At 49.4% G+C, this 12,584-nt stretch carries 11 protein-coding genes; 5 read left to right on the plus strand and 6 right to left on the minus strand.

The window, feature by feature from the left end; genetic code table 11:
• Positions 1–2 precede the first annotated feature (2 nt).
• Entirely contained in the window at positions 3–3,329 is a 3,327-nt protein-coding gene (locus tag LZD49_RS21255; protein ID WP_234669683.1) for a TonB-dependent receptor, read from the minus strand.
• 325 nt (positions 3,330–3,654) lie between these two features.
• On the opposite strand from LZD49_RS21255, the gene LZD49_RS21260 reads away from it, so the two are divergent.
• The gene (locus LZD49_RS21260) at positions 3,655–4,197 is read left to right on the plus strand and encodes a RidA family protein (RefSeq protein ID WP_234669684.1); all 543 of its coding nucleotides are present in this window, start codon (positions 3,655–3,657) and stop codon (positions 4,195–4,197) included.
• 137 nt (positions 4,198–4,334) lie between these two features.
• A complete protein-coding gene (locus tag LZD49_RS21265) occupies positions 4,335–5,006 on the plus strand; it encodes a DNA alkylation repair protein (RefSeq protein WP_234669685.1) in 672 nt (223 codons plus the stop codon).
• On the opposite strand, the gene LZD49_RS21270 is transcribed toward LZD49_RS21265, so the two are convergent.
• Positions 5,003–5,785, minus strand: a complete 783-nt coding sequence (locus LZD49_RS21270) for a methyltransferase, TIGR04325 family (protein ID WP_234669686.1) — start codon at positions 5,783–5,785, stop codon at positions 5,003–5,005. The genes LZD49_RS21265 and LZD49_RS21270 overlap by 4 nt on opposite strands.
• A 266-nt stretch (positions 5,786–6,051) precedes the next feature.
• Between LZD49_RS21270 and LZD49_RS21275 the strand changes: the two genes are divergently transcribed.
• Positions 6,052–7,050, plus strand: coding sequence for a glycosyl transferase (locus LZD49_RS21275; protein ID WP_234669687.1), 999 nt, complete (start codon positions 6,052–6,054; stop codon positions 7,048–7,050).
• A 23-nt stretch (positions 7,051–7,073) separates the two neighbouring features.
• Positions 7,074–7,457 (plus strand): FdtA/QdtA family cupin domain-containing protein, encoded by a 384-nt coding sequence (locus tag LZD49_RS21280; protein WP_234669688.1) that lies wholly within the window; start codon positions 7,074–7,076, stop codon positions 7,455–7,457.
• Here the strand turns inward: LZD49_RS21280 and LZD49_RS21285 are convergent.
• The 3 genes from LZD49_RS21285 to LZD49_RS21295 are packed head-to-tail and all read right to left on the minus strand — an operon-like array spanning position 7,446 to position 9,784.
• On the minus strand, positions 7,446–8,150 hold the full coding sequence (locus LZD49_RS21285) for a glycosyltransferase family 2 protein (RefSeq protein ID WP_234669689.1): 705 nt from the start codon (positions 8,148–8,150) through the stop codon (positions 7,446–7,448). The genes LZD49_RS21280 and LZD49_RS21285 overlap by 12 nt on opposite strands.
• Before the next feature lie 4 nt (positions 8,151–8,154).
• Positions 8,155–9,009, minus strand: coding sequence for a glycosyltransferase family 2 protein (locus tag LZD49_RS21290; protein WP_234669690.1), 855 nt, complete (start codon positions 9,007–9,009; stop codon positions 8,155–8,157).
• On the minus strand, positions 8,987–9,784 hold the full coding sequence (locus LZD49_RS21295) for a glycosyltransferase family 2 protein (protein ID WP_234669691.1): 798 nt from the start codon (positions 9,782–9,784) through the stop codon (positions 8,987–8,989). Before LZD49_RS21295 ends, LZD49_RS21290 begins: the two co-directional genes overlap by 23 nt.
• A 609-nt stretch (positions 9,785–10,393) precedes the next feature.
• Between LZD49_RS21295 and LZD49_RS21300 the strand changes: the two genes are divergently transcribed.
• Positions 10,394–11,254 (plus strand): alpha/beta fold hydrolase, encoded by an 861-nt coding sequence (locus tag LZD49_RS21300; protein ID WP_234669692.1) that lies wholly within the window; start codon positions 10,394–10,396, stop codon positions 11,252–11,254.
• A gap of 30 nt (positions 11,255–11,284) precedes the next feature.
• On the opposite strand, the gene LZD49_RS21305 is transcribed toward LZD49_RS21300, so the two are convergent.
• Positions 11,285–12,520, minus strand: coding sequence for an MFS transporter (locus tag LZD49_RS21305; RefSeq protein WP_234669693.1), 1,236 nt, complete (start codon positions 12,518–12,520; stop codon positions 11,285–11,287).
• Positions 12,521–12,584 lie beyond the last annotated feature (64 nt).

Genomic DNA, 12,584 nt, shown 5'->3' on the forward strand with positions numbered 1-12,584 from the left:
CGTTAAAAATTGAGTGACAAGCCGATCGACACGGACTTCAACATCGGGTAATTGTATCCGTCACCGGCATTGCCTGGCGGGTTGCTGGAGCTGAGATCGCGGTCAGATCCGTAAATGCTGGTCACGTCGGTGTCGCGGGTCCATTTGTACAGCGGCGACCATGTCCATAGGTTTTCGCCGGACACGTACACTTTCAGGTCGCGGGCGTGGATCTTCGAGGTAATGCGCTCCGGAATCGTGTAACCTATTTGCAGGTTTCTCAAACGGATATAACCTACATTCTGCATGTAACGGTCGTTAGCTACCTGCAATGCACGGCCGGAGCCTTGTGCCACATACCCTACCAGGCGCGGGAGGTAGGCGTCGAAGTTACCCAGCTCTTCGCGGTACATGTTATCTTGCTGCCAGCGGGGATAGGCGTTGTATGGGCGGTTGTATTGGCCCCAGAAACGCGCTTCTGACGATGGGTACCAGTTTTGTTTGAGTACTCCCTGGAAGAAAGCGCCCACGAAGAAGCCACTCCAATCTCCCGACAGGTTCACACCGTAAGTATAGCGTGGCTCTGAGTTACCGATAATGGATTTGTCACCCGAATTGCCCACGCGGTTCAGACCCTGATAGATCACATTGTCGCCATCCAGGTTTTGGAATTTGATGTCACCAGGGTAGTTTTTCCGGGTGTTTGTGTTCGGAACGTTGGCCTGTGAGGGAGATTCGGCGATCTCGGCTTCCGATTTGAACAGACCTGCCACCTTGTATCCCCAGATTTCACCGATACGCTGGCCTGCGTAGTTATCGGTCAGGTTTTTGTCAGGGTTGTTGTATTTGGTGATCGTTGCTTTGTAATCCGCAAGAGTGAAACGCACATTGTAATGGAAGGGCTTTGAAGCCATATTGAACTGGTCATCCCAGTTGATCGAAAGTTCCCATCCGTTGGTTTTCAGATCGGCGTAGTTGCCTTTCGGAACACCTGTTCCAAAAACTGCGGGTAACGTTGGTCCCACGGTGAACATGTCCGTCGTTTTGCGCTGGTAAATATCTCCTGAAAATTGGAGACGGCTATTGAGTGCATAGAAATCAAGACCAAGGTTGGCGGTGGTAGAAGTTTCCCAGCTCAGATCGTTGGGTACTACGCCCGGCATACTGGTAGTTTGCGGACGGATACCGTTGATCACACGTCCAGACTGCGAAATGCCGAACTTCTCGTTAAAAGAGTATGGGTCGATGTTACCATTGCCCAACGAACCGTAGGAGGCACGGACTTTTACATGCGAAATGATTTTCGGGTTCACTTTCCAGAACGGCTCTTCGGAAACGCGCCATCCGGCTGATACCGACGGGAAGAATGCCCATTGCTGGTCAGTCGGGAATTTCGAAGAACCGTCGTAGCGACCGTTCACTTCCAGCAGATAGCGTTCGCGGAAGTTATAGTTCAAACGGAAGAAACCACCGGCAATCGCCCATTTCCGGTACCCGCCTCCGGTTGTAATGCTTTGTCCCAATGCAAGGTTGATATCGTCGGCACCGCTGTAAACAAGTCCGTTCCGTTGGGCGCTCAGGCTGGTTGTGATGGACCGCTCGTAGTTAAAACCGCCCAGCAGGGTGAAGTTGTGGGTATTGTTAAACGACTTCACATAGTCGGCATAGAAGTTGGTCGCCAGGTAGTTGACGGTGCTTCTTCCTACCGCGATATCGTTGGTGTTGGTACCAGTATAACCGATCACCCCTTTGGCGCGGCTGTATGGTACCGGAACGCGATTCTGCTGGGTAGCAACATCGGTACTCTGGAACGTCATGTTGGCCTTCAGGGTCAGCGCCTTTTCGAAGAACTGCGCCTTCATCGCCGTCTGGTTTTTCAGGAAACGCTGGGTCAAATCGATTGCGTTCCGGCCATAGTAATAATCACCCACAGTGTAAGCCGCAGAGAATGAAAGCGACCCGTCCGGGTTAGTCAATGGGGCCAGCGGGTGGCCTTCGTCGGCGATGTTGCGGTAAATACCGCTTCCTTCACCTACGTTTATTGGCTGGTGGTACTTCATCGAAGAGAACTCGGTGTTGTTGTCGACGCGCAACCACGGGGTCAGCTGCACACCGCCTTTACCGCGGAAGTTATACATGCTGTACTTGTCGGTATTGTATCGGAACAAACCGTCCTGATTGTTGAAACGGCCGCTCAGCAGGTACGTGGCTTTATCAGTACCGCCGGCGATAGAAAGCGCGTGATCCTGGGCACTGAGGCTTTTCTTGTAAAGCTCTTTGTACCAGTCGGTGCTGTAATAGTATTGGTATTCACCAGTAGTTGGGTTTACCTCTACCTTTGGCAGCGACGGGTCCTCATATCTTCTCTTGATCTCGGCCAGATAGGCAGGCGAGAAGCTAATGGTTTTGTTGATCGCCGTCGGCGTGCTACCGTTGTCGTTCCAGCGTGACCAGGCATCGCTGAAACCCTGTGCCCATGGGTATGAGTCAGTGATATTGTCGGGAACTTCCGTCGGTGCTTTGATCGAGTAGTTGGCCGAATAGGAAATTCTCATTTTTCCTTCCGGAGCAGGCTTGGTGGTGATGAGTACTACCCCGAATACCGCGCGGGCACCATAAATAGAGGCCGAAGCTGCGTCTTTCAATACCGAAATACTTTCGATATCCTGTGGGTTGAGCATGCGGGGGTCACCTTCTACACCGTCGATCAATACCAGGGCACTTCCCTGCTGACCGATAGAGGTTGTACCGCGAACGTTGAACGAAGGCGATTGTGTAGGCTTGCCGTCGAACATCCTGATGTTCAGGTTCGGCACTACACCTACTAGGCCCTGTGCCAGGTTAGGGATCGGTCTGTTTTGCAGCACTTCCTGTCCCACCTGATCCACAGCACCCGTCAGGTTGACTTTCTTTTGAGTACCGTACCCGACAACCACCACTTCGTTAAGCGACTTGTTGTCGGCCTTCAACGCGATGTCGATTGTGCTGCGTGTGCCAGTTTCAATTTCCTGGCTGTTATAGCCCACATAGGAAAATACGAGCACGGCACCGCCTTCGGGGACTTCGATCGAGTAGGTTCCATTGGCGTCGGTAACGGTACCGGTCTGGCCGCCTTTAATAACTACGTTGACGCCCGGAATTCCGTCCGGCGTATCGCCGTCGGTCACCCGTCCTTTGATCTGGCGGTCGGCTTTCGTAATGTTACGGTGCTCGTTGCGGTTAACAGCACCGGTCCCTGCTGCCGCAAGGGTCCAGCCTGGGCCGCCGATCATGGCGATCAGCGCTAATCCGGCGAACGACTTGTTCAAGGCACCGCCATTGAGCAGCCACCTTTTTTTACATCGATACATAGGAGTAAAGTTTGGTATGGAGAATATATTAGTGAGTTTTCGGTTTTGAGGCGACAAAATTGAGCAATCGATCTTATTTACACTTTCTGCGAATCGCTATTTAACAATATCATAATCTGGCGGAGTGGCCTGGTGGAAGCGGCAGATTGTCAATCAAGAAGTTGAGTAAAACTTAACAAATAGTGATGTTTTTAACTATTTGTTGAATAAGTATTAAAATATTTGTTTTGCCGAATCAGAGAGGATATAAGTTGAGGAAGAGGCGCATCTTGTTGCGGAATGATCCCTATTTTTGGCCGTATTCACAGATCAATCTAAACCTGTTATGTTAAAACCAACTCCCCTGATCGCGCTGTTGCTCATTTTGCTAGCCGTTAGTAGTCAAAGTATTGCACAAACAAACCGTCCGGACGTAGAGAAAAAACTGACCGAGCTGGGCATTACGCTTCCCAAGCTTAATCCGTCAAAGGGCAATCTGCTGCGTGCTGTCCGCGTGGGCAACCTGGTGTACCTTTCCGGTCATGGCCCGGATAAGCCCGGTGGCGGACAAATCCTCGGAAAAGTGGGCGATAACCTCACCGTCGAGCAAGGCAAGGAAGCTGCGAAACTCTGCGGGATCGCATTGCTGGGTTCGTTGAAATATGAGATCGGCGATTTGAATAAGGTGAAAAGAGTGGTGAAAGTCCTTGGCCTGGTGAACTCGACGCCGACATTGACACAACAGCCACAAGTGATCAATGGCTTTACCGATTTTATGGTGGAAGTATTTGGCGAAAGCGGCAAACACGCCCGTTCTGCCGTTGGGGTAGCCTCTTTGCCGTCGGGTATCGCAGTTGAAATCGAAATGATCGTGGAGGTAGAGCCTTAATGCAATTCCTTGTCCCAGTAGCCGCCGGTGAGCAATGCTTGCCGGCGGTTTTTTATTTAAGGCAACACAATGGTTCGTTTTTATACGAAAAACTTTATTATTGAAGGATTAAATGCCAACCATTCAACGCCATTGCTATGACCGCCGATGAAGTGCTTACCAAGCTAGAATCACTGGGAAATGAAAAAGTGCGCACGCTCAATATCCGCAACGGCGCAAACGATAATCAGTTTGGTGTGAAGTTGGGGGATATCCGGACGCTGGCCAACAAGATCAAGATCGATCATGAACTGGGCCTGGCCTTGTGGCAAACCCAAAATCTTGATGCGCAGCTTTTGTCTCTTTTAATCATCAAGCCTAAGTTGCTGTCGGCGACAGACCTGGACAGGATGGTACGCCAGATCGAGACCGCTCAGGTGGCAGAATGGCTTTCGTCTTATGTGATCAAAGAACACCCGGCCAGGGAGGAACTGCGCCAGGCATGGATGCAAACCGACCATCCCTGGGCTGCACGGGCAGGATGGAGCCTAACCGCAGGGCGTGTGAGCCGCGAACCCGAAGGTATCGATATCCCCGGTTTGCTCGACCGTATCGAAAAAGAAATGCCGGTTGCGGCCCCGGAAGTGCAATGGACCATGAACACAACCCTCGCACAGATTGGCATACGCTTTCCTGCGCTTCGCGCGCGTGCGCTCGCTATCGGCGAAAAGCTAGGCATTTACCGCGATTATCCAGTTTCCAAGGGTTGCACATCACCTTTCGCGCCGATATGGATCAACGAAATGGTAAAACGCGAAAGCAAAGCTTAGTCTTTAATCAGAAAAAAGCCCTTATCGTAACCCACCTTTGCATGGTCGATCTCCATTTCCTGCTCGCCAGGCACAAATGATTCGAATTCCATTTTGATCTTGTAACCGCGAAAGTGTTCCAGGAAGCGTTTTTCGTTGAAGAACCAGGATGGGTACCGGGCTTCGTAAATCTCGGGAGGCACGATTTGCAACGTGAGCCGGTCGGGGCGGTTGTCCTTCATGAATGCCGTCCTGTCGATAAGAATATATTTAAAATTGTGGCGCATAATCTCTTCCAAAAATTCATGCGGCTTTTCCAGGTATTGTACCACGCTTGATAGCAGCAGGATGTCGGCCTTTTGCGCGGCCATGCTTTCGTCTATCGTGAAGTGGAATTTCAGGAAATCACCTTCGAAAGATTCCTTTCCGCACCGCACGAAGTTGTCCTGTTCCACAACGCTCCAATGCAGTTTGACCGTTGGAGGGATCAGGTCACGTACCTGGTAATACGTACTCCCCAACGACCCGCCAAAGTCGATTACATTCAGCTGGTTGCCGCATTCCAGGGCGGTATAAAGCAGCGCTGAAATGACGGAGTAAGGATAGATTTTCTCATCGAACAACACAGAATCGCGTTCATATACCGCCTCGCCATTCCTGATCTTTAACAGCGCCTGCTTCACTTTTTCCAAAATCGGCCCGCTTTCGTAACCGCCGGAGAGGGAAGCCAATGCTTCCCAGCTTTTGTAATCACCAAACCAGCCGTAAGGGTTCTTCTTTTTAGGTCTAAAAAACGACATATTTTCCTTTTAGAATGCTGCGCAAGTTAGAGCTTATCCGTGATAAGCAAATTATAATACGATCTTAGCATCTCAACTTCATGATAATGAACAAGATGTTGCTTTCATGTACCTGACAATCAATTATTTCTATCGATTCCTTACAACCATGCACACAAAAGTTTAGTCAGGGATATATTATTTTAACAATCGGGGAGAGCGGCATTCGCAATATTCGCTGATATTTGTATTTGGAAGCGCTCCCTCTTCTGCCCCTAACAAAATTTATGCAGAGTTTCTGTACCCTTTTCAATTCAAGCTACCTCTCGCGGGGATTGGCGATGTACAATTCGCTGGCTCGTCAAGGGGTTGATTTTCACCTATATATCTTCGCATTCGACGACGATTGCGATGCTTTGCTTCGTCGTTTGGCCCTACCGCGGGCGACGATCATTTCCTTGCGTGAATTTGAAACGCCGGAGCTGCTTTCGGTCAAAGCCAGCCGTACGCCGGGCGAATATTGCTGGACTTGCAGTTCTTTCATAATATGGCATTGCATTCACACTTTTTCGCTCGATCACTGCACGTATCTGGATGCCGACCTGCTGTTCTTCGCCGATCCGAAAGTGCTGACTGACGAGATGGGCGAGAAATCTGTACTTATTACATCACATCGATACAATCCCGAGTACGACCAGTCTGCAACCAGTGGCATTTACTGCGTGCAATTTGTAACCTTCAAAAATACGGAGGAAGGCCTTAGCGTGCTGAAATGGTGGATGGAAGCCTGCCTGGAATGGTGCTATAACCGTTTCGAAGACGGGAAGTTCGGCGACCAGAAATATCTCGACGACTGGACAGAGCGGTTCCCGGGAGTGCATGTGCTGGAACATGCCGGAGGGGGCGTAGCTCCCTGGAATGTCAATGATTGTATGTGCGGAAATGCAGGCGGGCAGCTTTTTGTGAAAAAGCCCGGTGCCGAAAAGGTGCCGCTGGTTTTCTATCATTTCCATGACTTCCGGTATTGTATCGATAAAAGCTTCCGTCTGACCGGCGAACAATACCGGCTCTCTAAGGACATTATCCGGTTTGTTTACGGCGCTTATTTTAAGGCGCTCGCCGCCGCTGAATCCCAAATTTTGGAGACCGACGCCAAGGCTGTTTTCCATGAGACCCCAATGGTTTTGAAATGGATTACCGTCAGCTTGTCGCGACGCATCAAATTCGGATTGCGAGGGCATTATAAGAACTACACCAAAGAGACTGCATTACCTAACCTAATTTAAATTTAACCCAACCCACTCGCCCCTTGGCTCAGTTAATTAACCTTAAAACTTTCAGGGATACCCGCGGAAGCCTTACCGTCATCGAACGTGTTATTCCGTTTGAAATCAAGCGTATTTTTTATGTCAATGGTGCCAGCCCGCTAGGGCACAGCGAAAATAGTCATAAAACAATGCGGCAGGCGGTTATTTGTCTGAAAGGAAGCTGCCTCATTACCAGCCATACCGGCACAGAAGAGCAGCATTTTGTCCTGGATACAGCCGATCAATGCCTGCTGCTTGCACCCGAGGACAGGTACCAGATGGGTGAATTTCCCCATGAATCTATTTTGATGGTGCTCGCTTCGGAGCCTTTCGAAGCGGAGGAACTGGTATCGGGGCCGATGGAGTACGAGATGTCATTGGCTTAACCGCTCTTTCAGTCTTTTGAATAAAAACCTGAGGTAAATGCCGGTGCCGAAATGTTTCAGGATCAGCCCGGCTTTTTCTTTTTCAAATACTGCATCTTTCTGAACGGAGGATATGCCTGTATCGTTGAAAATTGCGATATCGAAATCCCTGAATTCGAACCGGTAATGCTGGTCGCCTTGTAGCTGCATGTTGAATACGTGATCGGCCGATATGCGGTACCGCGTATCATATCTTCGCATGGAAAATACGCTCGCGGGATAGATAATGGACTGGTGGTTAATGCCGGTTTTGGCCTGTTTGTAGGGAGACATTCGTCCCAGGTATTTCCGTCCGGCTTTCAAAACGTTGCCGTAGTAAACCACATGAGGATCGGCCAGTTCTCCGGCGAGCAGGCTGAATGCAGGGGTAAGAATATCGTCGGCCCCGATAAAATAGACCCATTGTCCCCGGATGTGGCCGAGGGCCTTGTTCATGGCATCGTAAATGCCGGCATCTTTCTCACTTTTCCAGAAAGCAAGCTTTCCATCATTTTTTTTGATAATATCCCGGGTCCCGTCCTCGCTGCCGCCATCCATGATGATGATCTCGATATGGGGGTAACGTTGGTTGTAAATACTGTCCAGACACCGTTGCAAAAATCTTTCCGCGTTGTATGTGACGAGGATAATGGAAATCAATGGGTTATTAGCCATGTACTTATAATGCGAATTCCTTTTCCGCCAAGGCGACTGGCTCCATGGTCGCGAGATACTGATGAAGTCCCTGATCACAAAAAACCGTCTTGTGCCGTAATGCCTCTGAAAGGTGCAGGTCATTTTGAGGGCAGCCGCACCGGTCCACTTCCGGGTGATAAATATGAAAAACAACCCCGCCGAATTTGATGGCGCGTTTTTTCAATCCGGCATTGAGCAGCCGCACCGCGATTTCGTTGTCCTCGCGCCCCCAGGCGTGAAACAGTTCATTGTAGCCGTTCACGCGAAGGAGGTCGTCCCGCCAGAATGCCATATTGCAACCACGCAAGGCAAATATGTCGTATGTTTTGTAACGGTCGGCCATATAATTGCACAGCCATGAAATGCTGAACCGGTTCGAAAAATTTCCCAGGCCCGACTGAAAAGGGTACACCCTGGATTTTTGTGCATCGAGTAGTTTTTCAGATAAAACCTTGTCCATCAAAACCCTGCTTCCGGTCACGAATGTCCCTCGCTTGCTTAATGTGAGGTGGTCTTTGATAAAATGTTTGTGTAGTATAAGGTCGCCGTCGATCTGGATAATGTAATCGGAGGAGCTCGCAGCGATGGCTTTGTTACGGATTTTTGATAATTGAAAGCCTTCATCTTCCTGCCAGATGTGGATGAGTTTCGTCGGAAAGCCGTGCCGCATGGATTCGATCACCTCCGCGGTTTGGTGGGTGGAGCCATCATCGGCGATAATCACCTCATCGGGCATTACCGACTGCCCTTTAACACTAAGCAAACAAAGCTGCAATGCTTCCGGCCAGTTGTAGGTGGAAATGATCAGCGAGCTTTTAGAGAAGATTTTCGTATCCATTGGCGCATCTTTTGACTTTTGTTAGCAGGGTATGTTGTATGATCTCGCGATGAAATGCTTCGTTTGACTTGGGTAATTCTTCATGATGGAGATGGTATTGCACCGCGCTCAGCTTCACGATCTTTTTAGCGATGTTATTGTTGATAAACCGCGCTGCCAGCTCCTCGTCCTCATGGCCCCATCCATTCAGCTCATTGTTGTAGCCATTCACGCGGATGAAGTCGTCTTTCCAGAAAGCGAGGTTGCTGCCGCGGACACTGCGGGATTTCATTTCAATGCGTTGTCCCAGCGACCGCAGTACGGGCAGCCGCATTGCATTAAACCGATTATAAACCCCTTTTGAAAAAAAATTGACCTCGTTGTCGGCATTCAGTAGTAATTCGTTGGTCTTTGCCGGGGTTAATCTTGCGCGGGTGCCACGGATAAAAGTCCCGCGCTGGGCAGCCGCCAGGTGGTCGCGTATAAATGACGTGTGCAGCAACACGTCGCCATCCACCTGAACGACATACTTGCCTGAACTCTGTTCCACAGCCTGATTGAGGATCCGGCTTTTGCGAAATCCCAGATCCTCGTGCCACACATGGATAATGGGCACGGGAAAATTGGCCCGCATGCTGGTGATCAGCGTGCGCGTGCGATGGTCGGATCCGTCGTCGGCGATGATGACCTCCGTAGGCAGTACTTTTTGCTTTGTAACACTTACAAGGCTGCAATGCAGCGCTTCCACCCAATTATAAGTTGCAATAATGAGCGTAGTTGCCGGAGCGGAATACATCAATACTCTAAGTTATTTTCCTGATACACTTGGTGCCAGATATTCAAAACTGTCCTGAACCTGATCTTTGTCTACATTTTCGGCCTTCCGAAAAAATGATAGTTAACACGAGACACACATAGTATATCCATGGTTGTAACCGCTTGACAAGCCCTTAGGCAAAGCGGATGCTGCTATCGTAAAAAAGGAAGGAAAATTGAGCCAGAAACGGGATTTGTTACAGAAACCGCCAGTTACTTATATTGATATACGTTTGCGGTTTCGGTCGCCGGAATTCTGATAACCAGCTAGGGAGTAAATGGTTGAGAGAGGACATGTTTTACGGTCGTTAGGGATTGAGTTCATTTATTAACTGTGATGTCATAAAGATCGAAAAAGTAAAAGAAATACCGAAAAGCGGTTTCTAATTTTTTTCTAATTTCTTATAAATTTTTACCAAAACCATCCGTTCGAAATTCTACCGACCTGCGCAGTGATATGGGCATCGTTTGTGAATCGATGACACGAATTTTATGTGGGGTACGAATAAATAGATGAATGCCGCAGAAGTGATGTCGGACGCGTATCTGCATAGAGTTGATCACCATTAGTTTACAGTCATTATATAGCATGAAGAATATTATTTACATTTCCTCGCTATTCCTGGTACTTACTTGTTGCCAAAAAGCCAAAGACGAACCCGCTGAACCGATCAAGTATGGGTCGAACAACGGCAAATATCTGAACATTCAGGAAACGAAGATTTATTACGAGGAATATGGTGAAGGTACGCCTCTGCTATTGCTTCATCAGGGACTTGGCTCTATTGAAAACGTGGGGGACATTATTCCTGAACTGTCCAAACATTTCAGGGTCATTGCGCCGGATGCGCCGGGGCATGGGCGGTCGGAGCAGGCCGATAGCCTGAGCGGCGCCCTTTTGGCGGACTATTGCTCCGCGATAATCGATCAACTGAAATTGGACAGCCTCTACGTCATGGGTTGGAGTATGGGGGGAAATACGGCCTTATTGCTGGCTGCAAACAGACCGGACAAAGTCAAAAAAGTAGTTAGCGGCGGTTCAAATACAAAGTCGAGCGGCTTGACACAGGAAGGGCGTGACTTATTGAAGGAATACACGGTGGAGGCGGTCAAAGAGGATGAGGAGTGGCTTAAACATTATCAAAGCATGAACCCCCAACCCGATCAATGGATCAGGTTCTGGGAAGACACACAGCAAATGTGGGCAAGGGAAATCAAGGTTCCGGACGAGAAATTGGCCGGGATAGACATTCCGGTACTGGTTATCCGGGGCGACCGTGATATGATCAGACTGGAACACAGCATGGATATTTTTCGAGCACTTAAAAAGGGACAGTTGTGCATTTACCCGAATACCGGACACGATATGCCCGAATCGAAAAGTGAGATGCTTTGCAAAATTGCAATCGACTTCTTTAAGGGAAGCAGCGGCAAGGAAGCCCGTCACTAACAGAGATTTTCCGGCTTCCTTGGCCTGGGCCTACTCCACAATCAGGGTAACATTTTGTTCTTGAAGCTTCGAACTGCTTACGCCACGTTCGAGCCATTTGGTGCGGATGATCAGGCCGAGTACCGCGATCACCAGCACCGCGTACCCAGCACCCAGCCATACCTGACTATCTATCTGAATGGTTTTCACAACGACATAGCTGAATGCAGACGTGGAGAGAATGTAGCCTCCGCCCGTCAGGCCGCTCGCCAGGCCGCCGAATTGGGTGAAGCGTGTGAGGCAGTAAGCCAGCATTCCGTTGAAAATGAAACCCGAGGCGGCGTGCAACAGAATGACGTAAGCCATCAGCGTGTAGAGGTTGTGGATTTGCAAAGTCAGCATGATCAGCAAGCCAGAGACTACGAGCTGAGCGACAGCAGCGGTGAATAGTTTTTTGTAAAATGGCTTGGAGATCAACGCCTTCGAAAGTAAACTTCCGCTAAGCATGGCCAAACCCGAAATCATGGAGCAATTACCCGTAACCGTCGCAGAGTAGTGCATCACTTCCTCGATCAGAAATGGGCTCGACATGTTGTAGATCATCAAAACCCCATACGACAAGCCCAAAATGAGCAGACCGGACGTGAAATCACGTGTGCTGAGCATCGACCGGTACGCATTACCGATGGTTTTCAGCCGAAAAGGAACCTTGGTTACGATCGTCTCGCCGCTGAACACTAGTTCCAGCACCAGGAAAACAATGCCGAACCAGGCCAAAAAGTAAAAGTTGGATTGCCATCCGAAATTCGTTTGAAGATAACCACCAAGGAATGGCGCAATAATTGGTGCGGCGGACCAGATCACTGAAAAAAGGCTGGTATAATGTTTCAGTTTTTCGCCCTCGAACAGGTCGAAGAAAAACGACCGTTTGCTAACCACAATAATGGCCGACATAACACCCTGCACGCCCCGCATCACATAGATCACTTCCAGATTTTCGGTGTTCGCGATGGCAAAGCTGGCCAGGCTAAAACCGGCCAACGCCACGATATTGGGCCAAAAACGGCCGTAACTGTCTAGTAGTCCACCCACCAGCAGCTGGCTTATGCCATAGGTCGCGAGAAAAATGGAGATACAGAGTTGCACTGCCGAGGGCGAAGCGTGCAATTGTGCGCTCATGGCCGGAAGTGAAGGAATGAACACATCGAGCGCAAACCCGGTGATAGGGATCAGGCTGAGCGCCAGTATGGTACTAATTGCTTTGTTGGATTCTTTAATTGTTTTCATGTGCTTGCATTTACCTATTACAAAGGTAGGTATGCAAGCAGGGGCGGTGGTAATAAGAATCAAA

Origin of the sequence: Dyadobacter sp. CY261, assembly GCF_021440085.1 — a bacterium.
Classification (GTDB): domain Bacteria; phylum Bacteroidota; class Bacteroidia; order Cytophagales; family Spirosomataceae; genus Dyadobacter.

What these genes read in the sequence shown, in the direction of transcription:
- LZD49_RS21290 (WP_234669690.1), bottom strand. Translation starts at nt 9,009, where the DNA reads ATGGATACGAAAATCTTCTCTAAAAGCTCGCTGATCATTTCCACCTAC.
- LZD49_RS21300 (WP_234669692.1), top strand. Translation starts at nt 10,394, where the DNA reads ATGAAGAATATTATTTACATTTCCTCGCTATTCCTGGTACTTACTTGT.
- LZD49_RS21295 (WP_234669691.1), bottom strand. Translation starts at nt 9,784, where the DNA reads ATGTATTCCGCTCCGGCAACTACGCTCATTATTGCAACTTATAATTGG.
- LZD49_RS21270 (WP_234669686.1), bottom strand. Translation starts at nt 5,785, where the DNA reads ATGTCGTTTTTTAGACCTAAAAAGAAGAACCCTTACGGCTGGTTTGGT.
- LZD49_RS21260 (WP_234669684.1), top strand. Translation starts at nt 3,655, where the DNA reads ATGTTAAAACCAACTCCCCTGATCGCGCTGTTGCTCATTTTGCTAGCC.
- LZD49_RS21275 (WP_234669687.1), top strand. Translation starts at nt 6,052, where the DNA reads ATGCAGAGTTTCTGTACCCTTTTCAATTCAAGCTACCTCTCGCGGGGA.
- LZD49_RS21255 (WP_234669683.1), bottom strand. Translation starts at nt 3,329, where the DNA reads ATGTATCGATGTAAAAAAAGGTGGCTGCTCAATGGCGGTGCCTTGAAC.
- LZD49_RS21265 (WP_234669685.1), top strand. Translation starts at nt 4,335, where the DNA reads ATGACCGCCGATGAAGTGCTTACCAAGCTAGAATCACTGGGAAATGAA.
- LZD49_RS21285 (WP_234669689.1), bottom strand. Translation starts at nt 8,150, where the DNA reads ATGGCTAATAACCCATTGATTTCCATTATCCTCGTCACATACAACGCG.
- LZD49_RS21305 (WP_234669693.1), bottom strand. Translation starts at nt 12,520, where the DNA reads ATGAAAACAATTAAAGAATCCAACAAAGCAATTAGTACCATACTGGCG.